This is a genomic window from Streptomyces sp. NBC_00631, assembly GCF_045206895.1.
In the GTDB taxonomy this organism is placed as follows: Bacteria; Actinomycetota; Actinomycetes; order Streptomycetales; family Streptomycetaceae; genus Streptomyces.
In genome coordinates this window covers 9,524,919-9,549,607 of sequence record NZ_CP107734.1, presented here as the reverse complement: position 1 = coordinate 9,549,607, position 24,689 = coordinate 9,524,919, and the positions used below count along the sequence as shown (strand labels likewise).

Below are 24,689 nucleotides of genomic sequence, written 5' to 3'. Positions count from 1 at the left end.
CACCATGGCACGCACTCCCCTGGTCGCCGCTGCCGCCTTCGTCGCCGGAACCCTGGTGGCCGCGACCACGACGGCCATCGCGGGCTCCGGCTCCGGCGGCGGCAGCGACGTCAACTCCCGACAGACGACCACCTGGCTGACCGTCAAGGTCGCCGACGCCATGGGCACCAGGGACACGATCACCTGGGTGCCCACCGGATCCTTCGCCTCCTCCGCCGAGGTACGGGTCCCCCGCTACCCGACCACCGCCATCCAGGGCAGGGACACCAAGGACCTCGCCCTGTCCGCCGTCCGTAACGAGCAGGTGTCCGCGCAGCTCGCCATCGCCTCCGGGCACGACCTGCACGGGGTGCGGGCGAGCGCCGGCGACCTCACCGGCCCCGGCGGGGCGAGGATCTCCGGCAGCAGCACCCAGGTGCGGTTCGTGAGATACGTGCCGGTGCAGCGGTCCAAGAGCGAGATGGACTGGTCGGCCACCATCGACCAGGTCAGCTCCGCGACCGAGGTCTCCGGCGACCGGAACCCGGACGTCGTCGGCGACGCCCTGCAGGAAGGCTCGTCGGTCGACGTGCCCGCCTACGCGGCCCAGCCGCTGTGGTTCACCTTCCACATCCCGAAGGCCGCGAAGGCCGGCACCTACACCGGCGCGGTCAGGGTCACCGCCGACGACGGCACGAAGGTCACCTACCCGCTCTCGGTCCAGGTCGCCGACGCCGCCGTACCGGACCCGAAGGACTACGACTTCTTCCTCGACGTCTGGGCGCAACCCGAGACCATGGCGCTGAACAGCGGCGTGGAACTCTGGTCGGACCGGCACTGGAAGCTGATCGAGGCGTACGACAAGGACCTGGCGAGCCGCGGCCAGAAGGTCATCAACACCACGGTCGTCGACGATCCCTGGCACCACCAGTGGTCGCTGGGCACCCGCCGGTCGCAGACCGCCACCCCGTACTCCAGCATGGTCGCCTGGAAGTGGGACGGCAGCCGGTTCTCCTTCGACTTCTCACGCTGGGACAAGTACGTCCGGACGGCGCTGAAGGCCGGCCTCGGACCGGACATCGGGGCCTTCTCGATGCTGGCCTTCCAGGACGGCGAGCACCTCACCTACACCGACACCCGCACCGGGAAGACCGTCTACGAGAACGTCGACCTGGGCGGCGACCGCTGGCGCGAGGCGTGGGGGGAGTTCCTGCCCGCCTTCGAACAGCACGCGAAGGCGAAGGGCTGGCTGGACCACACCTGGCTGTCCTTCGACGAACGCCCGGCGGACACCATGACCGTGGTCAAGGACTTCGTCCACGAGGTGGCGCCGGCGTTCGACGACCGCATCTCGGTCGCCGGGTCGGTCAACACCGAGAGCATCGCCTCCGACCTCTCGGTCGACTGGGGCGGCATCGACCAGATGACCGCCGAGAAGGCCGAGGAACGCCGCAAGGCGGGCAAGATCACCACCTTCTACGTGTACGGCTCGCCGGCCCATCCCAACACGCTGTCCTACTCGCCCGCCGTCGAGGCACGGATGATCCCGTGGATCTCCGCGCAACGCCACCTCGACGGCTTCCTGCGCTGGTCCTACGACAGCTGGACGTCCGACCCCTTCACCCAGCCGGTGTACATCTTCAGCCAGGGCGACGAGTACCTGGTCTACCCCGGCAAGGACGGCCCGATGTCCAGCATCCGCTGGGAGCAGCTCAAGGAGGGCATCGAGGACTTCGAGCTCGTCGGCGAGCTGCGCAGGAAGGAAGGCGGCAGCGACAGCGCGGCCCTGACCGAGGCTCTCGCCACGGCGACGCGTGACCTGGACGGCCGGACGAAGAACGTCACCGACATCGAGACCGCGCGGGCGGCCGTCGTCAAGGAGCTGACGTCATGAGCAGACGCCGGCTGGCCCTGCTGACCGCCGCCCTGCTGACCGCCGGCACGTTGGCGGCGGCACCCGCGCAGGCCGCGGCCCGGGCGGCGGCCCCTCCCCCGGCCGCATCGCAGGCCCACACCGTCACCTACGACCAGTACTCCGTGAAGATCGACGGCAAGCCGCTGTACATCTGGGGCGCCGAGATCCACTACTTCCGGCTGCCCAGCCCGGACGCCTGGCGCGATGTGTTCCAGAAGGTCAAGGCGGCCGGTTTCAACGCCGTCTCGCTGTACTTCGACTGGGGCTACCACTCCGCCACGCCCGGCTCCTACGACTTCACCGGCATCCGGGACGTCGACCGGCTGCTGGACGAGGCGGAGCGGGCGGGTCTGTACGTGATAGCCCGCCCCGGCCCGTACATCAACGCCGAGCTGTCCGGCGGAGGCTTCCCCGCCTGGCGCAAGACCCGGACGGGCGTCAACCGCACCTCCGAGGAGGGCTATCTGGCCGACGCCCGGGAGTGGATGAGCCGGATCAACCCGATCATCGCCCGGCACCAGCTCACCCGCGGCACCGGCAGCGTGATCCTCTACCAGGTCGAGAACGAGTACCAGGGCGGCCGGCACGACGCCGCCTACATGCAGACGCTCATCGACTGGGCGAAGGCCGACGGCGTCGACGTACCCACCTTCGTCAACGACGGCGGAGCCAACCAGAACTGGGTGAGCGGCGAGGGCGCCCCCGACATCTACGGCTTCGACGCCTATCCGCAGGGCTTCGACTGCAAGGACCCGGACGCCTGGAAGGACCTGCCGGACTACTCCTACGTGAAGGCGTGGAAGCCCGAGTCACCGCTGATCATCCCGGAGGCGCAGGGCGGCGCGTTCGACCCCTGGGGCGGCACCGGCTACCAGAGCTGCGCGAAGCTGACCGGCACCGACTTCACCCGGGTGTTCACCAAGATGAACATCGCCGCCGGGGTGACCGGCCAGTCCTTCTACATGACCTACGGCGGCACCAACTGGGGCTGGCAGGCGGACCCCAACGCCGTCTACACGTCGTACGACTACGGTGCCGCGATCAACGAGTCACGGCAACTCACCGAGAAATACCAGGAGTTCAAGCGGCTCGGCTACCTGGTGAACTCCGTGGGCTCGCTGGCCCGCACCGAGAAGGCCGACGCCCCCGCCCCGGCCGACGACGCGGTGCGCGTCGACCGGCGGGTCAACCCCGACGACGGCACACAGTTCTTCACCATCCGCCACGCCGACACCAGGGTGACGAGCACCGACGCCACGACGTTGTCGGTATCCGGCAAGGACGGCGACTACCCGCGGGTGCCGCAACAGGGCTCCGTCACCGTCGCCGGCCATGACGCCAAACTCCTCGTCGCCGGCTACGACCTGGGCGGCGGCCAGCGCCTGGTGTACTCCACGTCGGAGATCATGACGCACGCTCAGATCGATGACCGGCAGGTGGCGTTGCTGTACGGGCGGCGCGGCGAGGACGGCGAGACCGTGCTGCGGTACGCCAAGAAGCCGAGGGTCACCGTCCTTGCCGGGGACGTCAGCGTCCACTGGGACGCCGACCGGGGCGACCTGCGGCTGAACTACACCCACTCCGGCCTGGCGCGGGTTCTTGTGGACGGCCCGAACGGCAGCCTGGAGCTGCTCCTCGCCGACGACGCCGAGACCGGCCACTGGTGGCGCCAGGACACCACCGCCGGGCCGGTCCTGGTCCGCGGTCCGTCGCTGCTGCGCACCGCGGAGGTGACCGCCGGCGGCACGCTGAAGCTCACCGGCGACTCCACCCGAAAGACGGGGATCGAGGTCCTCGCGAACACCTCGAAGGTGACCCGGACGACCTGGAACGGCACCACCACCGACGTCACCCGGGCGCCCCACGCCGTGGAGCTGCCCACGCTCAGCGGCTGGAAGTACCAGGAGGAGGCGCCGGAGGCGGCCCCCGGCTTCGACGACTCGTCCTGGACGACGGCGGCGAACCTCACCTCGAACAACCCCGATCTGAACGGCTCGTCACCCGTCCTGGCCATGGACGAGTACGGTTACCACCAGGGCAACGTCTGGTATCGGGGCCGGTTCACCACCACCGGACAGGCGACCGCGCTCACGCTGGACGCGAACACGGGGCCGACGGGTCAGTACTCGGTATGGCTGAACGGCACCTACCTGGGCAGTTCGGGCGACGGGGCGCACCCCTTCTCCGTCCCACCAGGGACCCTGCACGCCACCGGTGAGAACAACGTGATCTCCGTGCTGGCCGTGAACGCCGGGAACAACGAGGAGTGGGGCCACGACTACTCGAAGGAGCCGCGCGGCCTGATCAGCGCCGAGCTGGTCGGCGGGGCCTCGACCATCACCTGGAAGATCCAGGGCACGCGAGGTGGCGAGGATCCGGTCGACAGCGTGCGCGGTCCCTACAACAACGGCGGACTGTACGGGGAACGGGCCGGCTGGTCGCTGCCCGGCTACCCGGACGGCGGCTGGACCCGCACCACCCTCGCAGACGCCACGGCGGGGACCGAACCCGGGGTGCGCTGGTACCGCACCACCGCCCGTCTCGACCTGCCGCGCGGCCAGGACACCTCCGTCGGGCTGGAACTCGGTGAGGCGGCGGGCGCGAGCACCGCATACCAGGCGCTGGTCTACGTCAACGGCTGGCTGGTCGGCCGCTACCTCCCTGACGTCGGCCCCCAGCACCGTTTCGTGATCCCCCGGGGTCTGCTGCGTGAGCAGGGCGAGAACACCATCGCCCTGGCCGTCTGGTCCACCGCCGCGCACGCCGGTCCGGGCACGGCGAAGCTCGTGAACCTCGGCAGCGTGGCGGGCGGTATCGACGTCGGCTACGTGAGCGCGCCCTCGTACGACGCGGCGACCTACACCGTCCCCCGGGCCACGGCCCAGGTGACCGTGGACGCCGGGCCGTTCCTGAGCACGGGTGAGGCTGCCGAGGTCCCGGTGTCGTTCACCGTCCCGAAGAGCTCCCCCACCGCCCGCGATGTCGAGCTGTCGCTCGCGGTCCCGGACGGCTGGACGGCACAGGCCACCAGCCCGACCGGCTTCGCCCGGGTCGCACCCGGTGCCACGGCGACGACGACGTACACCGTGACCCCACCCGGCCACACGGTCCCCTACGCCCTGCTCACCGCGAGGGCGAAGCTGCGGCAGGCGGGCCGCGCGGCCACCGTCACCGGAGCCCGCGCCGTTCAGGTCCCACCACCCTCCCCGGCCGGCGACTCCTACGTCAGCGACCTGCCGCTGGTCGCCGCGGTGAACGGCTGGGGCCCGGTCGAGAAGAACTCGTCCAACGGCGAGTCGGCGGCCGGCGACGGCCACCCGATCACCATCTCCGGTACCGCGTACGCCAAGGGCCTGGGCGTGCACGCCGACAGCCGGGTCCGGGTCTACCTGGGCGGCGTGTGCACCCGGTTCACCGCCACCGCCGGGGTGGACGACGAGGTGGGCGACGGCGGCAGCGTCTCCTTCTCGGTGGTGGCCGACGGCCGGACGCTGCTCAACACCCCGGTGCGGTACGGCAGCGACGGCGGCACCGCCGTCGACGTGGACGTCACCGGCGCCCGCTGGCTGGACCTGCTGGTCGACGGCGGCGGTGACATCTCCAGCGATCACGCCGACTGGGCCGACGCCAAGGTGACCTGTACCGGAGCGGCCACATGAAGCGCGCACAACGCCTGCGCACCGCGCCGGTCTCGGCCGCGCCTGTCGTCGACGGCGGCGGCAGCGGCAGCCGGAACGTCTTTTCGCCCGCCGGTCTCTGGCGCGACGTCACCCGGGGCACCACCGTCCGGGGCCCGGTGACGCCGAAGGAATGCCCGGCGCCGCTCGGCGTGACCCCGGCGTTCGTGAACCTCACCGCTGCGGGAGCCGCGAAGGTCCTGGCGGCACTGACCCGAGAGGACGCCTCATGAGATGGTCCCGGTGGCCCCACGCCCTCGCCGCGGCCGTGCTGCTCGCCCTGCTGCCGGCGCCCGCTCAGGCTCAGGCGCACCGCGCGCAGGGCTGGACCGGCACCTGGGCGACAGCCCAGCACGCGTCGTACGACCCGGGCACCTCCGAGGTCACGGTGCGCATACCGGTGCACGTCAGCGCGGGCGGGACGAGCGTACGGATCCGCCTCACCAACGGCTTCACCACAGACCCGCTGACGATCGGTCACGCCACCGTCGGCCGGCGGGCGGGCGACGCCGACGTCGTCGTCGCGCCCCGGCGGCTGGCCTTCGGCGGGAAGGACGAGGTGACGATCCCGGCCGGCGGGCAGGCGGCCAGTGATCCGGTCCGGCTCAACGTACCGGTCGGCGGCGACCTCGTGGTCAGCCTGTACTTCCCCGGCCGGCTGACTCACATCAGCCAGCACTGGTACGGGTTGCAGACCGTGTACTGGACGCCGGACGGCGGCGGCGACCATGCCGCCGACCGGGCCGGGGACGCGTTCTCGGTCACCGACTCCACCTTCCCGTTCCTGACCGGTGTCGACGTCCGGGGCGGTCCGGCGCGGGGCGCGGTGGTCGCGCTCGGCGACTCGATCACCGACGGGGCGGCGTCCACGGCGGACGCCGACCGCCGCTGGCCCGACGACCTGGCCGCCCGGCTCGCAGAGTGCAGCACGCCCGCCGGGGTGCTCAACGCGGGCATCAGCGGCAACCAGGTCACCGCGGGCGTCGACGGCAACCCGTCGGCCCTGGACCGGCTGGACCGGGACGTGCTGTCCCAGCCGGGCGCCCGTACGGTGATCGTCGCCGAGGGCGTCAACGACCTCATCCGCGAGACCGCCACCGCCGACCAACTCATCGACGGCCTCACCGAGATCGCCCACCGCGCCCACGCCCGCGGCCTGCGGGTGGTAGGCGCCACGATCGTCCCCTACCGCGGCTACGGCGACCACTGGACCGAGGCCAAGGAGGCCGAACGGGCCGAGGTCAACGCCTTCGTCCGGAACTCCGGCGGGGTCTTCGACGCGGTCGCCGACTTCGACCGGGCGGTCCGGGACCCGGACGACCCCACGCGCTACGACGCGGACTTCGACTCCGGCGACCACCTCCACCCCAACGACACCGGGCTGAAGGCGCTCGCCGACAGCGTCGGTCTCGACACCCTTGGTGTGGCGGCCGGTTGCCCGGCGGCCCGCGTCCGGCTCACCCCGTACCGGCCGGAACTGCGTCCCGGGCAGGGCACGGACGTCACGGCGACCGTCACCGGCACCGGCGGCGCCGCCGTCACGGGCCTGCACACCCGCCTCGACCTGCCGCCCGGCTGGACCGCGCACCCGCTCGGCCAGGGCCGCCGCACCCTCGAACCCGGCGAGAGCACGACCGTGACCTGGACCGTCACCCCGCCGGCCGACGCGACCTGGGGCACCCGACAGATCAGCGTCACATCGTCCTTCCGCCAGGACGGACGCGTCCGGCACACCGCCGACAGCGTGGACGCCGCGGTCGTCCCCGTCCCCACCGGTGTGCGTGCCCCGTATCGGACCGTCTCCACCGCTCCGGACGCTCAATACGCCCAGAACGGCGGCCAGTTCGCCATCTGGGCGGGCGGCCAGGACCTGTCCGGCTGGAAGGACGAGAAGGCGGCGGTCTACCTGCCCGGCGGCGCACCGGCTGCCGGCAGCGTCACCGCCCGCGTCGTCAGCCAGACCGGCAGCGGCCCGGCCGCGAAGGCCGGGATCGCGGTCGCCGACGATCTGACCGATCCGGGCCGGGGCGGCTACGCCGTGCTGACCATGTCGGCCCAGTACGGCGTGGAGTTCATGACCGACAGCGACGGCGACGGCCGGCTCGACACCTGGGCGGGCGGCGGCGCCTCGTACCACCCCGCCTGGCTGAAGCTGACCCGCGACGGCACCAGCTACACCGCCTACGCGAGCACCGACGGCACCCACTGGCAGCGGGTCGGAACCGCTGACGTCCCCTCGGCGTCCGGCACCGAGGACGCCGGCCTGGTCGCCAGCGCGGTCAATCTCGACTACCCCGGCCAGGTCACCTCAGCCGCCTTCGACACCTTCACCGTCTCCTGAGTCTCCCGACGAGAGGCAGCAACCCCCATGGCAGCAAGCCGCAGACAGTTCCTCGGCACGGCGACCGCGCTCGGCGGAGCCGTCCTGCTCGCCCCGCCAGGTGCCGCCCACGCGATCACCAGCGTCATCCCCGACTACCAGCCGACCAAGCAGTCCCTGGACACCCACCCCGTACCCCGCTGGTACAAGGACGCCAAGTTCGGCATCTTCGTCCACTGGGGCGTGTACTCGGTCCCGGCGGGCTCCGCCCGGCAGATGGCCGCGGAGTGGTACCTCTGGTACCAGAGCTACAAGGACAACCAGACGTGGGCCTACCACCGCGACACCTACGGTGCGGACTTCGTCTACGACGACTTCATCCCGCGGTTCACCGCCGAGAACTACGACCCCGACTCCTGGGTACGCCTCTTCGAGCAGGCCGGCGCCGAGTACTTCGCACTCACGAGCAAGCACCATGACGGTTTCGCCCTGTTCCCCAGCGCGGTGACGGACCGCCACGCCGGGAAGTACGGCCCCAAGCGGGACCTGGTCGGCGAGTTGATGACGGCGGCCCGCAGACGCGGCACCGTACGGCCCGGCCTGTACTACTCGCTCGGCGAGTTCTTCAACCCCGCGCTGGGCAGGCCGATGCGGAACTTCTACACCGACGCCGAGATCCCCATGGCGGGCTACAAGGAGGTCTCCGACTACGTCGGGGACTACGAGCTCAGGCAGCTGTACGAGATCATCGATCGGTACGACCCCGAACTGCTGTGGGCCGACGGCCAGTGGTTCCGCAAGACCGACACCACGCCTTGGCGCAGCGAAGAACCCCTGGCCCACTACTACAACCGGGCCAAGAACCGGCACCGGCCGAAGGGCGTCGTCGTCAACGACCGCTTCGACACGCACTACGACTTCGCGACGTACGAGCAGCGCACGAACCCCACCATGGATCCGCAGAAGTGGGAGTGCTGCATCACCATGGGCTACTCCTGGGGCTACAACAAGTTCGAAGTGGACGAGGACTACAAGACCTCGGAGTACCTGATCCACCTCCTCGCGGACGTCGTGAGCAAGAACGGGAACCTGCTGCTGAACATCGGCCCCAAGCCGGACGGCACGATCCCGGCCGTCATGCAGCAGCGGCTGCGGGACATCGGTGCCTGGCTGGACGTCAACGGCCCCGCGATCTACGGGTCGGCACCGTGGCTGCGGGCCGAGGAGGAGGTCGGCACGCTGGGCATCCGCTACACGGTGACGCCCGGCAGGTTCCACGTGATCGTGCTGGGCGCCCCGAGCGGCACGCTGTCGCTGCCCGGCGACATACCCATCGGCTCCGACTCGCGCATCCGGCTGCTGGGCAGCCGGGAACCGGTGCGGTGGACCCGCTCGGACGGCAGGGTCCACCTCACCGTTCCGTCGTCGCTGCCCAGCGACATCGCCAACACGTTCACCGTCGACTGGGTCCGGTGAGCGCCGTGACGGACACCGCCTTCGACACCCTCGGACCCACGCTGCACGTCACCACCGAGCCCGCCGAGCCGACCGGCGGTGACACGGTCACGGCGACCGCCGTCCTCACCAACGACTGTCCCTTCCCGCTCAGGGGCACCGTGCTGTATCTGGCGGACCCGGGCGCCCGGACGGCCACACGGACGATCCCGCTCGGCGACCTGCGGCACGGCGCCACGGTGACCCGCCGCTGGCGGACGACGATGCCCTCCGACGTCGCGGGTGACGTGTCGTTCACCGCCCACGCCGTGTTCGACGTGGGCGGGCGCAGCAGCGACTGCGCGCGGGCCGCGAAGACGATCAGCGTGCCGTACAGGGCGAACGGTGTGCGGGACCCGTACCGGACCGTCTCCACCACCGATGACGCCCAATACGGCCAGTTCGGCAGCCAGTTGGTGGTGTGGGCGGGTGGCCGGGACCTGTCCGGCGGCACGGACGAGAAGGGCGTGATCTACCTTCCCGGCGCCGCTGCCGAGTCCTGCGTCGTCCAAGCCGAGGTGGTGAGCCTGACCGGCGCCGACAATCCGGTCGCCAAGTCCGGCATCGCGATCGCCGACGACCTCACCGACCCGGCGAAGGGCGGCTACGCGGTACTGACCATGTCGCGGAGCTACGGCGTGGAGTTCATGACCGACAGCGACGGCGACGGCCGGCTCGACACCTGGGCGGGCGGCGGCGGCTCCTACTTCCCCGACCGGCTGCGGCTGGTGCGCTCGGGTACCACCGTCACCGCGTACGCCACCGGCAACGGGCTGTCGTGGGACAAGGTCGGCAGCGCCACCGTGCCGTCGGCGGGCGGCACGGGCGACGCCGGCCTCGTGGCGAGCGCCGTCAACCTCAACTACCCCGGCACGAGGGTCCGTTCGGTCTTCGACCACTTCACCGTGGAGGCATCGTGACGTACCGGGCCGACGAGGACTTCCTGAATCCGCCCGTGTCGCTGACGGTGTCGCCAGAGTCCCCGCGCGCGGGGTCCACGGTGACACTGACGGGGACGTTCACCAACAGCACGGCGATCACGCTGGGCGGCACCGTGATGTACCTGGCCGCGGGCGGCGCGAGACGCGCGATCCGCCTGGGTGACCTCAGGTCCGGCACGTCCGTGACCCGTCACTGGAGCACGACGCTGGCCGACGACGCCGAGGGCGAGATCTCGTTCATCGCACACACCCTGTTCGACGTGCACAGGGCGGGCAGCGACTGCGTCCGCGCCGCTTCCTCCGTACTCCTGCCCTACCGGTCGCTGCCCGGCGCCTTCGACAACGCGGGGATCGCCTCCGACGACGCCCTGACGGTCGCCGACATCGACGGCTCGGGCTCCAGCCTGTCCGCACAGGCGCTCGCGTCGGCGGGGCTCTCCCCGGGCGCGGTGGTGACCTGTGACGGGGTGGACTTCACCTGGCCGGACACCGTGCCCGGCAGCCACGACAACGCCGTCTGCTCCGGTCAGACCGTGCTGCTGTCCGGCTCCGGTTCCCGGCTGGTCCTCCTCGGCACCAGCACCTGGGGCCGGGGCGCGGGGGACGGCACGGTGGCATACGCCGACGGGACCGAACAAACGTTCTCCGTCTCTGTTCCCGACTGGTACGGGGCGAACGCCGCGGCCGCCGTGGTGCTGCCGTACCGGCACACCGTCACCGGCCGGGACGGCACCCCGGTCAGCCTCTTCACCTTCGGAGTCGATCTGCACGACAAGGAGCTGGCCTCCCTGGTGCTGCCGCGGGTCAGCGGCGGCCTGGTGGCGGGGACTCCCGCCCTGCACGTGTTCGCCATGACGGTCGTGTGACCGCGCGGCAGGAAGGACGTTGATGAACGACAAACGATTCACCCGCAGACGGGTGCTCACGGGCGCGGTCGCGCTGGGCGGCGCCGCCTGGCTCACCCACCCGCCGACGGCCTACGCCGCAGGCCCCCCGTTCGACACCGCACCCGCGGCCGCCGCGCTGCGGCGACTGGTGCCCGAGCACCACGATCAGGTCGTCCTGCGGGCGGCCGGCACCACCGAAGGCGGCCCCGACCGGTACCGGGTCACCGGCCGGACGGGGCGGATCACCGTCGAGGGCACCAGTCCGGCGGTGCTGCTCACCGGCTTCCACACGTATCTGCGCAAGGCCGCGTCCGCCTCCGTCTCCTGGAACGGCGGGCAACTGGACCTCCCCCGGCTGCTGCCCGCACCCGTCGACGAGATCGACGGCTCCGCCAACGTTCCGCACCGCTTCGCGTTCAACGACACCAACGAGGGCTACACGGGGCCCTACCGGCACTGGGACGCGTGGGAGCGGGAACTCGACGTGCTCGCGCTGCACGGCGTCAACGCGGTGCTGGTCTACATCGGCGGCGACGCGGTCTACTACGACACCTTCCGGCAGTTCGGCTACTCCGACGCCGAACTGCGGGCCTGGATCCCAGCCCCTGCCCACCAGCCCTGGTGGCTGCTGCAGAACATGTCGGGTTTCGGCGGCCCGGTGTCCCGGCGGCTCATCGAGCAGCGCGCCGACCTCGCCCGGAAGATCATCGGCCGGGTGCGCGAACTCGGTATGACGCCGGTACTGCCGGGCTACTACGGCACCGTACCCGACGGCTTCCCGGCCACGTACGGCGGCGACGCGGCGGTCGTCACCCAGGGCACCTGGGGTGCCTTCAAACGCCCGGACTGGCTCGACCCCCGCACCGACGCGTTCGCCGAGGTCGCGGCAGCCTTCTACCGCAACCAGTCACGACGGTTCGGCGACTCCGGCATGTACAAGATGGACCTGCTGCACGAGGGCGGCAACGCCGGCGACGTGCCGGTCGGCGAGGCCGCCAAGGCAGTCGAAACCGCGCTGCGCAGGGCCCACCCAGGAGCCGTCTGGGCGATCCTGGGCTGGCAGAACAACCCCTCCACCGCCCTGCTGAAGGCGGTCGACAGCAGCAAAATGCTCATCGTCGACGGCCTGTCGGACCGCTACACCACCGTCACCGACCGGGAGAGCGACTGGGACGGCACACCGTACGCCTTCGGCAGCATCTGGAACTTCGGCGGACACACCCCGATCGGCGCCAACGCCCCCGACTGGGTGGACCTCTACCCGAAGTGGCGCGACAAGGAGGGCAGCGCGCTCGCCGGGATCGCGGCGATGCCCGAGGGCGCCGACAACAACGCGCCGGCGCTGGCGCTCCTCACCGATCTGGCGTGGACGCCCGGCAGCATCGACCTGGACGAGTGGTTCACCGCGTACGCCGTCTCCCGGTACGGCGCCGCCGACCCGCACGCCGTGGCGGCCTGGCGTACGATCCGCGCCACCGCGTACGGCATGAGCCGCGCCGATTCCTGGAGCGAGGCGCCCGACGGGCTGTTCGGCGCCCGGCCGAGCCTGGGCGCCGACAAGGCCGCCGCCTGGGGGCCGTCGGCCGACCGCTACGACACCACGGCCTTCGACACCTCGCTCACCGAACTGCTGCGCGTCGCGTCCGCGCTGCGTGACAGCTCGGCCTACCGCTTCGACCTGGCGGACGTCGCCCGGCAGGTACTGTCCAACCGGAGCCGGGTGCTGCTGCCGCAGATCAAGGCCGCGTACGAGGCCGGAGACCGCCACCGCTTCGACCGGCTGAGCTCCGTGTGGCTGGACTGGATGCGGCTGATGGACAAGGTGGTGGGCACCTGCGCGCAGCGTCTGCTGGGACGGTGGCTGGCCAACGCCCGCTCCTGGGGGGCGACCAAGGAGGAGAAGGACCGCCTGGAGTACGACGCGCGATCGATCATCACCACCTGGGGCGGGCAGGCGAGCAGCCAGGAGGGGCTGCACGACTACGCCAACCGCGAGTGGTCGGGGCTGGTCGGCGGACTGTACCTGACCCGCTGGCGGACGTACTTCGGCACGCTGTCACAGGCGTTGAAGGAGGGGCGCGAGCCGGACACCGTCGACTGGTTCCGGCTGGAGGACGACTGGGCGCATCAGCACACCGCGTACCCGGAGACCCCGCGCGGGGACGTGTACGGGCTCGCCCGGCTGGTCCGCGACACCCTGGCCGCCGACCCGAACCAGGTGGCCCTCACCGCGTCCGCCGACCGGGGCGCGGTGGCGGACGGGCGGCCTGCCACCGTCACCGTGACGTTCACCAACCGCAACGGCTTCGCCGCCGCGACCGGTGTGACTCTGTCGGTCGATCCGCCGGACGGCATGACGGCGCGGCCGACCGGCGCGGTGACCACGGCATCCGTCTCACCGGGCAAGTCGTTCTCGGCGGACTTCACCGTCGCCCTGACCGGTACGACCGCCGCCGGAGACCTGGTGTCCCGGATACCGGTGACGGCGGCGTACCGGACGGGCGGCACCGCGGGCTCCGCGGTCGCGGCCGTGAAGCTGCTGGCGGCCACGGGCGTCCGGGCGCCGTACCGTACGGCCTCGTTCAACGACGCGGTGTTCGGCGAGTCGGCGGCGGGCGCGCTGGCCGTCGAGGGTGCGGGGGCCGACCTGTGGGGCGGCACCAACGAGTTCGGCACGGCCTACGAAGCGGGTACCTTCGCCGAGAGGTCGGTCGCGACGGTGACGGTCACCTCCCAGGAGGCCGGAGGCGGCTGGGCACGTGCGGGGATCATCGTACGGAACGACCTGTCGGCGAGCGGCTCCGCCGGGTACGTCAACCTGGCGGTGACGCCGTCCAACGGATGCGCGCTGTCCTGGGACTCCGACGGCAACGGCACATTCGACTCGATCGCGCTGTCCGGGTCGTTCACCGCGCCGGTGCGGCTGCGGCTGACGCGGTCGGGCGGCTCGTACACCGGTGAGTGCAGTACGGACGGCGTCACCTGGACAACCGTCGGCACCGCCGTCCCGGGTGGTCCGGCGGCCGGCCAGGACGTGGGCGTCTTCATGACGGCGGCCAACGGCTGGACCGGCGCCCGGGGCCTCGCGACGTTCGAGGGGTTCACGGTCGGCTGACGGTGCCGGTGCCCCCGGGCCGGCATCTCCAGAGCGAGGCGCGGGCCCCCCGCCGCCCCGAGGTCGTGGTGCGTGCCGGATTCGGTGATCCGGCCGCCGCCCGTCACGGCCACCCGGTCGGCGTCGTGAGCCGCGTGCAGGCGGTACGCGACGGCGACGGACCGTGCTGCCCCGAAGGACGGCGGCCAGTGCGCGTTCGATGTGGCGCGCGGTCGCCGCATCCAGAGGGGCACGGTTGCCTCATCCGGCCGCCACGCTCTCCGCCATGGCGCCCCAGCTCTCCTCGATCGGAACCTCGGGGTCCACGCGGTGCAGCTGGTAGAGGTCGACGTGGTCGGTGCCGAGCCGGGCGAGGCTCTCGTCGATGGACTCGCGGATGTGTTCGGGGCGGCCGTCCGGGCCCAGGGTCCGCGAGGCGACGGGAGCCCCGGCCGCACTGGTGACGACGGAGCCGACCTTGGTGGCCGGCACCGCGCGCTCGCGGTGGCCGCCCGCCGGCGCCCGGCCCACCAACTCCTCGTTGGTGTAAGGGCCGTACACGTCGGCGGTGTCGAGCAGCGTCATGCCCAGGTCGAGCGCCGTGGGGGTCCCCCCGGTCGAGCGAAGCCGAGACCGGGGGAGGATGACCGCGATGGACCTGGCCCCGTCGCGAGGGGCTGCCATGTCGTAGCTGAAGCTCATGCGCATGCAGCCCAGGCCGATGGCACCGGTCTCGGGGCCGCGGGGGCCGAGTGTCCTGGTGCGCATGGTGGCGTGCTCCTCCCGGCCGACGTCAGGGGTGGGTGCGGGTACTGACGCGCGGGCCGTTGTAGTCGTTGTCGGTGACGTGCTCCAGCCAGGTGTTCTCCGGGCCGGCGTCCGGGCCCGGGTTCTCCCACAGGGCGAGGTGGATCATGAACTGGTCGGGGGCGGCGCCGTGCCAGTGCTCCTCGCCCGGGGGCGTGTGGACGACGTCGCCGGGGTGGGCTTCCAGCAGTTCGCCGCCGCGGGACTGGATCAGGGCGATGCCCTCGACGATGTAGAGGGTCTGGCCCAGGCCGTGCGAGTGCCAGGCGGTACGAGCGCCGGGCGCGAACTTGACCATGTTCGCGCGGGCCCGCGAGGGCTCCTCCCCGCGGTAGACGACGTCGAACCAGACGTCACCGGCGAACCATTCGGCGGGGCCCTTGCCGGTCGGCGGCTGCTTGAGGAGTTCCATGGTGCTTCCTTCTTCGTGTGCGCTGCTGTCGGGCTGGTGGGGGGATCGGTGTCAGCCGACCTTGGCGGACTCCTCCGCGATGTCCTTGAGCTGGGTGATCGCGGTCATGGCGTTGGGCCACCCGGCGTAGAAGGCCAGGTGGGTGATGGCCTCGACCAGCTCTTCCTGGGTCAGTCCGTTCTCCAGCGCCTTGCGCAGGTGGAAGCCGAGCTGCTCGGTGCGGTAGAGGGCGGCCAGGGTGGTGACGGTGATCAGGCTGCGGTCGCGCGGGGACAGGCCCGGGCGCTCCCAGACGTCGCCGAACAGGACCTTGTCGGTCAGTTCCACGAGCTTGGGCGCGAACTCGCCGAGGGCCTTCGGGGCGACGGCCTTCTCTTCGGGCATGGGGGAAACTCCTTGGCTGTTGCTGGTGCGACGTCGACGTGGTGGGGTCAGGCCGACTCGCCATGGGCGGCCCGGGTGATGCCGAGCGTGTCCTCGAAGATCCGGTAGGCGGTGCTCAGGCCTCTCCTGACGGCGAAGCGCGCGATGGCCTCGCTGGAGAATTCCGTCCCCGGGTCTTCCTTTCTCCTTCGGGTGCGCTGTCAAGACAGCCATAGGCATGGCATTCGGCACCGAATATCAAAATGCCGAGAACAATTGCGCCGACGGCGGTTTCATGGGAGATGTTTTCTGATGGCCGTCATGCCTCCGCTCGTAGTACCAACCCTGCCAGCGTCTCGCGAGCCCTCAGAGGGGAGAATTCCATCCGGGGAGGGCGGTATCCAGGGAGAGATCTCTCCTACCCTGCCGGCGAGCGAACGGTGCCAGACTGGGCAGCATGACCAGCAACGCGCATCTCAACGAGCTGGGCGAATTCCTCAAGGCCCGGCGTGCCGAGCTGAGCCCCCGTACGGTCGGCCTGCCCGACTCCGACGGACGGCGCCGCGTGGCCGGACTCCGCCGAGAGGAGGTGGCCGTGCTCGCCTCTATCAGCACCGACTACTACACCCGTCTGGAGCAGGGCCGCATCCAGCCGTCCGAGTCCGTGCTGGCCGCCCTGGTCCGAGTCCTGCACCTGAACGACGAGCAGCGGGACTACCTGTGCGGGCTGGCGGGCAGGGAACCCGCCCGGCCGCGCCGCCGGGCGGGTCAGAAGGTGCACCCGCAATTGCGTCTGCTGCTCGACGATCTCACCGCGACTCCCGGAATTGTCCTCGGCCGGTGCATGGACATCCTGGCGTGGAATCCGCTGGCCGCCGCCCTGCTCGACACCGATCTGGCACAGGTCCCGGAAAAGCAGCGCAACTATGTCCGGCTGCTCTTCACCGAGCCCTCCAAGAAGTCGCTGTACGCAGACTGGGAGGGCAACGCCCGCTCGTGCGTGGCCCATCTGCGCATGCAGGCCGCCAAGTTTCCCGACGACCCGCGGCTGACCACCCTCGTCGGTGAGCTGTCGGTGCAGGACGACGACTTCCGACGATGGTGGGGTGCCCACCATGTGACGGCCAGCACCGGGGGCACCAAGGTGTTCCACCACCCTGTCGCCGGCGAACTCACCCTTGAATGGGACATGCTCATCCGCAGCACCGACGCCGATCAGCAACTGGTCATCTGGACCGCGCAACCCGGCACGCCGTCCTACGACGGCCTGCGTTTCCTCTCCTCGTGGGCAGCCGCGCCTCACCACGACCAGTCCGCGTCCGACACGGCCAACTGACGGGCCGGGCCGGTTGTTCACCCGGTGGCCGACGTCACCACCGGGGAGGGGACAACACCGTCGGCCACGGACCCCGTGCCGGCCGCCGCCACGGCGCGATGGTGGCGACAGCCCCCGCACCGAGGGGCTGCCCGACTCCGCCGGGGCACCACGTCGGGTGCCGGGTCTGCGCCGGGAGGAAGTGGCCCTGCTGACCGCGATCACCACCGACTGCTAGTCCCGCCTGGAGAAGGGCCGCATCCAGGCATCCGAGCCCGTGCTGACCACCCTCGCCCCTGTCCTGCACCTGGACGAGGACCAGAGCGAGCACATGTTCGAGCCGGCTGGAAAGGCCGGCGGCCGACCGCGCCCGCACGCCGTGCAGCCGCACCGTAGGCACCAAGACGCTCAACCACCCTGTCGCGGCCCGCTCGTCCTCGAATGGGACACCCTCACCGCCAGTACCGACCCCGACCAGCAGCTCGTCATCAGGACCGCGGCACCCGGCACCCCCACCCACGAGGGACTGCGCGTCCTCGCCTCGTGGGCGGCCCGCAGCCCGCAGTCCACCCCCGGCACCACGAGCTGACGAACGAGCGCCGCACGCGGAGCCGGGCGGCCCACTCCACGCTCCCCGGTCTTCGTGCGGAGCCGTGGCTCAGCGGGGGGTGGGCACGGGCGGGACGAGCGGTCCCCGGCGCCCGAGCGCCCACACGACGAGCGCGAAGCCGCACAGGGCCATCCCCGCGACGGTCACGGCGGTCCACCCGCCGGCGGACCAGAGCACCGTCGCCGCGGCGGAGCCGATGGCACCGCCGATGAAGTTGCCCGTCACGAAGGCGGTGTTCAGCCGGGAGCGGGCATCGGCTGCTATGGCGAACATCCGCAGCTGGTTGAGGATGTTCAGCCCCTGTACGCCGATGTCGAGCACGACGGTCGCGACGAGGACGAGCACGACCGAGTGACCGGCGAAGGCCGCCACGACGAAGGCGACCAGCGCCAGCGTCCACGCCACTCCGGTCGCGGGCAGCGACCAGCCCCTGTCGTGGAGACCGCCCGCACGCCGGGCCGCGACGGCTCCGGCCAGACCGGCGAGTCCGAAGAGCCCGATCACGGTCACCGAGTAGTTGAACGGCTCGGCGCTGAGCAGGAACGTCAGGGCCGTCCAGAACATCGTGAACACCGCGAATCCGGTCGCCCCGAGGACCAGCGTCCACCGCGCCGTCCGTTCCCGCCGGATCACCGAACCGACGGAGGCGATGAGCGCGGGATACGACATGCTGGTCTTCGGAGCGAGGGAGGGGATCGCCCGGTACAGCAGGGCCGCGAACACGACCGCGGTGACCGCCGCGACCGCGAAGATCGCGCGCCACCCGGCGATGTCGGCGATGAGCCCGCTGATCGTCCGGGACGCGAGGATGCCCGTGAGAATGCCTGACACGACGGTTCCCACCACGGCGCCGCGGTTGTCGTCGTCGGCGAGATCACCGGCGAGCGGGGCGAGGATCTGCCCGGAGACGGTCGTCAGCCCCAGCAGGGTGATCGCCCCGAGCAGTACACCGAACGACGGCGCCAGCGCACACCCCAGGAGAGCCGCCGCGGAGCAGAGCATCATCACCGGGACGAGCCGGCGCCGGTTCAGCAGGTCGCCGAGCGGCACGATGAGCAGGACCCCGACCGCGTAGCCGATCTGCGTCATGGTCACCAGCAGACCCGCGGTCTCCGTGGACGCGTGCAGATCGTCCGCGATGAGGTCGAGCAGGGGCTGCGCCCAGTACAGATTGCCGACCGCCACACCGCCGGCCACCGCGAACAGGAACGTCAGCCCGCGGGTCATCACCCGCCGCGTCCTCGGTTGTGCTGTCGCGACGGGCAGCTCGCTGGGGGCCGAAGGCGTCGGCCTGTCCGGTGCCATAGTCGGTTTCTCCATTGTATTCGGGGTATGAAATTCGCCCACGGACGACGCGGCATTCTTTGTCAATGGACCTGTTCAACTCTTGTTCAACTTCAACTGTTGTTCAACCGGACCACATCGCCGGCGTTCGCGCTTCGCGCGAGCCTCGTGAATGGGAGCGTCCCATTCTGGGGCGCGTCTATCCAGGGAGATATCTCTCCTACCCACAGGGCGGCCGGCTGGTGCATTCCGGTGCAATGCTGCAAAGGCAGGACCCGAAACGCCTTTTCGAGGAGCAGCACCGATGTCCACCACTCCCTGCCCCACCGTGGCCGTTGCATTCCACTCCGGGTACGGCCACACCGATGGCGAAGATCCTGTTCGTCGTGACGGCGGCCGACCACTGGACGCTGGCCGACGGCACCAAGCAGCCGACCGGCTACTGGGCCGAGGAGGCGATCGGCCCGTACGAGGTGTTCAAGGCCGCCGGCTACGAGATCGAGGCGGCGACCCCGGGCGGGGGTCCCGCCGACGGTCGACGCCCTGAGCCTGACCGCCGACTTCAACGGTGGCCCTGAGGGCGCCCGGAAGATGCAGGACGCGGTACGTGACGCGACCGAGCTGGCGAACCCGATGCGGCTCGAAGACGTACGGCTGGACGACTACGCCGCCGTCTTCGTCCCGGGCGGCTGGGGCCCGATGGAGGACCTCTCCGTCGACACCGAGGCCGGACGCCTGATGGCCGAGCGGCTGGCCTCGGGCAAGGCGCTGGCCCTGGTCTGCCACGGCCCCGCGGCCCTGCTGACCACCGTCGACGCCGATGGCAAGTCGCCGTTCGCGGGCTATCGCCTCACCAGCCTCACCAACGCCGAGGCGATCGCGAACGGCCTGGCGGAGAAGGCCGAGTGGCTGCTGGAGACCCGTCTCGTCGAGCTGGGCGTGGACTACCGCGTCGGCGAGCCCTGGGGCCCGCACGTCGAGGTCGACCGCAACCTCTACACCGGCCAGAACCCCAACTCGGCCGTCCCGCTCGCCCAGGAAGTGGTCAAGGCTCTCGCCTGAAGCCGCGGCCTCGACTGCGCCATTGCTCCGGCTCCGGCCACACGGCCTCGTGCCTGTCTCCGGAGCCGGGCGGGCAGCGGGCAGCCGTCGGCTCATGGCCTTGAACGCCCCTTCACCTCACTGAGTTCTCCGTGCACCGATCAACGGGTTTGACCGGTCGTCTGAAACTGTGGAGCAACGACAATGCTGTTCGGCGACGCACCCGAGTGATCGCCGTTTCCATGCTGCTGTCCCCAGCACTCGCCACCGCCCGGACGGCGAGCGCCGATTCCCGGCAACCGTGGGTCGGTGGCTGGGCGGCCGGAATGACGGCGGGCGGGCCGAGCTTCTCGGACCAGACGGTGCGGATGGTGGTGCACAGCAACACCGCGTGACCAGCCTCTTTACAGAAGCTCTTCCGCCTGGCAGAAGCCGTCTTGCCGAGCCGACGCAAGTCTCACGACTCTGATTCCAACCACGGCACGCGGGGCGACGGAGCCCCGCCGACAGGGACGGAAACTGCCATGCCGCACATCACCGCTTTCGCCAGGAACCAGTGGTACGTCGCCGCCTACAGCCAAGAGGTCGGGCGTGAGCTGCTCGGGCGGACGATTCTCGGGGAACCGCTCGTGTTCTACCGGGCGGAGGAGGACGGTGCGCCGGTCGCCCTCAGCGACCGCTGTGTGCACCGCCGTTACCCGCTGTCGGAGAGCGGTCTCGACGGCGACCGAATCGTGTGCGGGTACCACGGGTTCACCTACGACCGGACCGGCGCGTGCGTGTACGTGCCGGGGCAGAAACGCATCCCGCGTACCGCCCGGGTCGCCTCCTACCCGGTGGTCGAGCAGGACTCGCTGGTGTGGGTGTGGGTCGGCGACCCGGCGCTCGCCGACCCGGACACCATCCCGCGCGCCCGCCACCTCGACTCCCCCGGCTGGCTGACCGTGCGCGGCATGGAGCCCATCGACGCCGACTACGGCCTCCTCGTCGACAACCTCCTCGACCTCTCCCACGAGACCTACCTGCACGGCGGGTACATAGGCACCCCCGAGGTCGCCGAGACGCCCATCACCACCGAGGTCGACGAGGGCGCCGGGATCGTGCGGGTCAGCCGGCACATGGACGACGCCGAGTGTCCGCCGTTCTACGCCCGTTCGACCGGCATCGAGGGCCGGATCACCCGCTGGCAGGACATCGAGTACCACGCGCCGTGCCTCTACCTGCTGCACAGCCGGATCGCCCCGGTCGGCGTGGTGCCGGAGGCGGACGGCAGCGACCCGAACGGCTTCCACACCGAGATCACCTACGCGATCACCCCGTCCGCGGACGGCAAGGTGTACGACTTCTGGATGGTCTCCCGGGACTGGGCGACCGACGACGCCGAGGTCACCGAGTTCCTGCGCGGCAACAACCACACGGTGGTGATGCAGGACGTGGACGCCCTCAACCTCCTCCAGCGGACACTGGGTTCGGAGCGGACCGGTTACCAGGAACTGAGCATCAACATCGACACCGGCGGCCTCGCCGCCCGCCGTATCCTCGCCCGGCTGGTCGAGGAGGGCGACAAGCCCGTGGAGAAGGTCCTGTGACCGCACCGGCCCGCGAGACCGGCGCGACCGGCGAGGTCTACCGCATCGACTGGCTGCCGGGCACCGACGTGCTGCACGGCACCTGTCACTGCGGCGCCGAGCACACCGCCCAGGACCCGGTCGAGATGTGGGAGTGGATGCTCGGCCACCCCGAAGGCCATCAGCCCCCGGAGCGCACGCCATGAGCCTGTACGAAGCCGAACTCGTCGTCACGGAACGCGTGTCGGCGGCCGAGGAAGTCGTCGCCCTGACCCTGCGGCATCCGCTGGGCGAGGAACTGCCCGGCTGGGAGCCCGGTGCACACGTCGACGTCGTGCTCGGGCCCGGACTGGAGCGGCAGTTCTCGCTCTGCGGGGATCCCGGGGACCGCTCAGGCTGGCGGATCGCGGTGCTCAGGGAGCCGGACGGGCGCGGCGGGTCCGCGTACGTCCACGAGCAGTTGGGCGTGGGTGACAAGGTGCGGGTGCGCGGGCCGCGCAACCACTTCCGGCTCGAATCCGCACCCCGCTACCGGTTCGTCGCGGGCGGTATCGGCATCACCCCGATCCTGCCGATGCTGGCCGCCGCCGAGGCCGCGGGCGCCGAGTGGACGCTGCTGTACGGCGGCCGGACCCGCCGGTCCATGGCGTTCACGGGCGAGTTGGCGCGGTACGGGGACGACCGGGTCGGCATCGCCCCGCAGGACGAGACCGGGCTGCTGGACCTGGCGGCCGTGCTCGACGACGTCCCGGACGGCACGCTCGTGTACTGCTGCGGTCCCGGGGCGTTGCTGGATGCGGTGGAGGAACGCTGCCCGGCCGGCGTGCTGCGGGTCGAGCGGTTCCAGCCGAAGGTTCAACAGCAGGCCGAGGAGCGGGAGTTCGAGGTCGTGCTCGCGCAGAGCGGTCGTACCCTCGCCGTCGCGCCCGGCGTCTCCGTGCTCGACACCGTCCGGGCCGCGGGCGTCGAGGTGCTCTACTCCTGCACCGAGGGCACCTGCGGGACGTGTGAGACGGACGTCCTCGAAGGCGAGCCGGACCACCGTGACTCGGTGCTCTCCGAGGAGGAGCGGGCGGCCGGGGAGACCATGCTCATCTGTGTGTCGCGCTGCCGAGGGGCGCGTCTGGTGCTCGATCTGTGATCCGCAGGTCCGCCTCGATCCGCGCCACCGCCGCCAGCAGGTGGGGCAGCAGATCGCGGCGGGCCGCCACGGCGGACGTCCGGCCGGAGTGCATCGCCAAGGTCACCCCGGCCACCGCTTGGCCGCTCCGGTCCCGGACCGGGGCGGCCAGTGTCGTCACACCCTCCTCGGGGTCGCCGTCGACCAGCACGTACGCCTCGGCGCGTTCGGTTTCCGGCGGGCGCCCCAGCATCGCGCGGCCCACGGCCGTACCGCGCGCCGGGAAGCGCGCCCCCACCGCGACGGCCGCCGCCATGATGCGCCGGGCCGGAACCTGGGCCACGCACACGACCACGTCCCCGTCCAGGACGCACAGCGCCGCCGACTCCCCTGCCAGGGCCGCGAGTTGCCCAAGGTGCGGGACGGCGAGGCGGGGCAGGTCGAGCCCGGAGAGATAGGCGTAGCCGAGTTCCAGGACGCGCGGGGTGAGACGGAACAGACGGCCGTCCGAGCGCACGTATCCCAGGTCGGCGAGGGTGAGCAGCAGGCGGCGGGCGGCGGCGCGGGTCAGGTCGCAGGCGCGGGCCACCTCGCTGAGCGTACGCGCCGGATGGTCGGCGTCGAAGGCGCGGATGACGGCCAGGCCGCGCTCGAAGGACCTCACGAAGTGCGGTGCGCGGGCGTTCACGGGCATCATCGCCTCCCGGTCCGACATGGCCGCCGTCCGGAACACGGTGAGAGCGCGGTTCGGTAACTGTCAACAATTTTGTCAGCCAACCCCATTGACCGGGTCCTCCGGCCGGTTCTACCGTCCCGCTCAGCACCCCCCGATCGAGCACCACTGTGCGCGGTGCGCACACCCTGTCGGAACACCGTTGTCTGCACAGGAGGAGCCATGCGTCGTCTGCTCGCCGGTCTCGCGACCGGCACCCTTCTGCTCGCCACGGCGGCCTGCGGCTCCTCCGGGGGCTCGTCGTCCACCTCGTCCTCGTCGGGCGGCACCACCACCGTCAAGGTGGGGATCATCCCCATCGTGGACGTGGCCCCCCTCTACCTCGGGCAGAAGGAGGGCTTCTTCAGCAAGCGCGGCCTCAAGCTGTCGATGACGCTCGCGCAGGGCGGCGCGGCCATCGTGCCGGGCGTGACGAGCGGTCAGTTCCAGTTCGGGTTCTCCAATGTGACCTCGCTGATGATCGCGCAGTCCAACGGCGTACCGGTCAAGGCGATCGCCAACGGCGTGGCGTCGACAGGCGTGGCCGGCGAGGACTTCGGCGGGCTCGTCGTGAAGAAGGGCAGCAGCATCACGTCGGCGAAGCAGCTGGAGGGCAAGAAGGTCGCCGTCAACACCCTGAAGAACATCAACGAGACCGCCGTGCGCGAGTCGGTCCGCAAGGCCGGTGGGGATCCGGACAAGGTGAACTTCGTCGAGCTGGCCTTCGACCAGATGCCGGCCGCGCTCGACAAGGGCCAGATCGACGCGGCGATGGCGGTCGAGCCGGCCCTTGCGACCATGAAGCTCCAGGGCGCCACCGAGATCGCCTCGCCCCTGGTCGACGTGGCGCAGAAGCTCACCGTCGCCATGTACTTCACCTCGACGTCGTACGCGCGGAAGAACCCCGGCGTCGTGTCGAAGTTCCAGCAGGCCGTCGCGGAGTCGCTGTCCTACGCGGACGCGCACCCGGACCAGGTCCGCCAGATCGTCACCACCTACACCAAGACCCCGGCGGACGTCCTGGCCAAGGTGACCCTGCCCAAGTGGCCCGCCGAGGCGAACCGTTCCTCGATCGAGACGCTGGAGAAGCTCAGCGAGCAGGACGGCCTCTTCAAGACGGCACCCGACCTGGACAAGCTGCTGCCGTGAC

Annotated in this window: 19 protein-coding genes and 2 pseudogenes; 16 read left to right on the top strand and 5 right to left on the bottom strand. The window is 71.0% G+C overall.

The annotated features are described in order from the left end of the window. The first annotated feature begins 4 nt into the window (after positions 1 to 4). Genes OHB00_RS43235 through OHB00_RS43200 form a run of 8 tightly spaced genes read left to right on the top strand, consistent with a single transcriptional unit; the run spans position 5 to position 14,328 of the window. Positions 5 to 1,873: a glycoside hydrolase domain-containing protein gene (locus OHB00_RS43235; RefSeq protein ID WP_406443380.1), complete on the top strand. Its 1,869-nt coding sequence runs from the start codon at positions 5 to 7 to the stop codon at positions 1,871 to 1,873. After that, complete coding sequence (locus OHB00_RS43230; RefSeq protein WP_406443379.1) at positions 1,870 to 5,553, top strand: beta-galactosidase; 3,684 nt, start codon at positions 1,870 to 1,872, stop codon at positions 5,551 to 5,553. Before OHB00_RS43235 ends, OHB00_RS43230 begins: the two co-directional genes overlap by 4 nt. Further along, positions 5,550 to 5,804, top strand: coding sequence for a hypothetical protein (locus tag OHB00_RS43225; protein ID WP_406443378.1), 255 nt, complete (start codon positions 5,550 to 5,552; stop codon positions 5,802 to 5,804). The genes OHB00_RS43230 and OHB00_RS43225 overlap by 4 nt, the downstream gene beginning before the upstream one ends. Beyond that, complete coding sequence (locus tag OHB00_RS43220) at positions 5,801 to 7,912, top strand: GDSL-type esterase/lipase family protein (protein ID WP_406443377.1); 2,112 nt, start codon at positions 5,801 to 5,803, stop codon at positions 7,910 to 7,912. Before OHB00_RS43225 ends, OHB00_RS43220 begins: the two co-directional genes overlap by 4 nt. Before the next feature lie 27 nt (positions 7,913 to 7,939). Then, positions 7,940 to 9,367, top strand: coding sequence for an alpha-L-fucosidase (locus OHB00_RS43215; protein ID WP_406443376.1), 1,428 nt, complete (start codon positions 7,940 to 7,942; stop codon positions 9,365 to 9,367). Then, positions 9,364 to 10,305, top strand: coding sequence for a hypothetical protein (locus OHB00_RS43210; protein WP_406443374.1), 942 nt, complete (start codon positions 9,364 to 9,366; stop codon positions 10,303 to 10,305). Before OHB00_RS43215 ends, OHB00_RS43210 begins: the two co-directional genes overlap by 4 nt. Continuing rightward, on the top strand, positions 10,302 to 11,192 hold the full coding sequence (locus tag OHB00_RS43205) for a beta-glucosidase (RefSeq protein ID WP_406443372.1): 891 nt from the start codon (positions 10,302 to 10,304) through the stop codon (positions 11,190 to 11,192). Before OHB00_RS43210 ends, OHB00_RS43205 begins: the two co-directional genes overlap by 4 nt. Before the next feature lie 22 nt (positions 11,193 to 11,214). Further along, on the top strand, positions 11,215 to 14,328 hold the full coding sequence (locus tag OHB00_RS43200; protein ID WP_406443371.1) for an alpha-N-acetylglucosaminidase TIM-barrel domain-containing protein: 3,114 nt from the start codon (positions 11,215 to 11,217) through the stop codon (positions 14,326 to 14,328). 240 nt (positions 14,329 to 14,568) lie between these two features. Here OHB00_RS43200 and OHB00_RS43195 read toward each other — a convergent pair whose 3' ends face one another. The 3 genes from OHB00_RS43195 to OHB00_RS43185 are packed head-to-tail and all read right to left on the bottom strand — an operon-like array spanning position 14,569 to position 15,910. Then, the gene (locus OHB00_RS43195; protein ID WP_406443369.1) at positions 14,569 to 15,075 is read right to left on the bottom strand and encodes an aldo/keto reductase; all 507 of its coding nucleotides are present in this window, start codon (positions 15,073 to 15,075) and stop codon (positions 14,569 to 14,571) included. A 25-nt stretch (positions 15,076 to 15,100) separates the two neighbouring features. Then, complete coding sequence (locus OHB00_RS43190; RefSeq protein WP_406443368.1) at positions 15,101 to 15,526, bottom strand: cupin domain-containing protein; 426 nt, start codon at positions 15,524 to 15,526, stop codon at positions 15,101 to 15,103. A gap of 51 nt (positions 15,527 to 15,577) precedes the next feature. Further along, positions 15,578 to 15,910, bottom strand: coding sequence for a carboxymuconolactone decarboxylase family protein (locus tag OHB00_RS43185; RefSeq protein WP_406443366.1), 333 nt, complete (start codon positions 15,908 to 15,910; stop codon positions 15,578 to 15,580). Between the two features lie 436 nt (positions 15,911 to 16,346). Between OHB00_RS43185 and OHB00_RS43180 the strand changes: the two genes are divergently transcribed. Further along, positions 16,347 to 17,225 carry a helix-turn-helix transcriptional regulator gene (locus OHB00_RS43180; protein ID WP_406443364.1) on the top strand — a complete coding sequence of 293 codons (879 nt, stop codon included), beginning with the start codon at positions 16,347 to 16,349 and terminating at the stop codon, positions 17,223 to 17,225. Positions 17,226 to 17,340: 115 nt separating this feature from the next. Beyond that, positions 17,341 to 17,793: pseudogene (locus tag OHB00_RS43175) on the top strand (transcriptional regulator); the annotation flags it as partial. Between the two features lie 69 nt (positions 17,794 to 17,862). Here OHB00_RS43175 and OHB00_RS43170 read toward each other — a convergent pair. Beyond that, a complete protein-coding gene (locus OHB00_RS43170; protein ID WP_406443362.1) occupies positions 17,863 to 19,041 on the bottom strand; it encodes an MFS transporter in 1,179 nt (392 codons plus the stop codon). 422 nt (positions 19,042 to 19,463) lie between these two features. On the opposite strand from OHB00_RS43170, the pseudogene OHB00_RS43165 reads away from it, so the two are divergent. The 5 genes and pseudogenes from OHB00_RS43165 (at position 19,464) to OHB00_RS43145 (ending at position 22,848) form a co-directional block, all read left to right on the top strand. Continuing rightward, positions 19,464 to 20,160 (top strand): annotated as a pseudogene (locus OHB00_RS43165) (type 1 glutamine amidotransferase domain-containing protein). A 221-nt stretch (positions 20,161 to 20,381) separates the two neighbouring features. Further along, complete coding sequence (locus OHB00_RS43160; RefSeq protein WP_406443361.1) at positions 20,382 to 20,534, top strand: hypothetical protein; 153 nt, start codon at positions 20,382 to 20,384, stop codon at positions 20,532 to 20,534. 129 nt (positions 20,535 to 20,663) lie between these two features. Further along, positions 20,664 to 21,728: a Rieske 2Fe-2S domain-containing protein gene (locus tag OHB00_RS43155; protein WP_406443359.1), complete on the top strand. Its 1,065-nt coding sequence runs from the start codon at positions 20,664 to 20,666 to the stop codon at positions 21,726 to 21,728. Next, the gene (locus OHB00_RS43150) at positions 21,725 to 21,913 is read left to right on the top strand and encodes a hypothetical protein (protein WP_406443358.1); all 189 of its coding nucleotides are present in this window, start codon (positions 21,725 to 21,727) and stop codon (positions 21,911 to 21,913) included. Before OHB00_RS43155 ends, OHB00_RS43150 begins: the two co-directional genes overlap by 4 nt. Next, positions 21,910 to 22,848 carry a PDR/VanB family oxidoreductase gene (locus tag OHB00_RS43145; protein WP_406443356.1) on the top strand — a complete coding sequence of 313 codons (939 nt, stop codon included), beginning with the start codon at positions 21,910 to 21,912 and terminating at the stop codon, positions 22,846 to 22,848. The genes OHB00_RS43150 and OHB00_RS43145 overlap by 4 nt, the downstream gene beginning before the upstream one ends. On the opposite strand, the gene OHB00_RS43140 is transcribed toward OHB00_RS43145, so the two are convergent. Next, complete coding sequence (locus OHB00_RS43140; RefSeq protein WP_406446237.1) at positions 22,799 to 23,521, bottom strand: helix-turn-helix domain-containing protein; 723 nt, start codon at positions 23,519 to 23,521, stop codon at positions 22,799 to 22,801. The genes OHB00_RS43145 and OHB00_RS43140 overlap by 50 nt on opposite strands. Positions 23,522 to 23,722: 201 nt before the next feature. Here OHB00_RS43140 and OHB00_RS43135 point away from each other — a divergent pair, with 201 nt between their 5' ends. Further along, positions 23,723 to 24,688: an ABC transporter substrate-binding protein gene (locus OHB00_RS43135; RefSeq protein ID WP_406443354.1), complete on the top strand. Its 966-nt coding sequence runs from the start codon at positions 23,723 to 23,725 to the stop codon at positions 24,686 to 24,688. The last annotated feature ends 1 nt before the right edge of the window (position 24,689 follow it).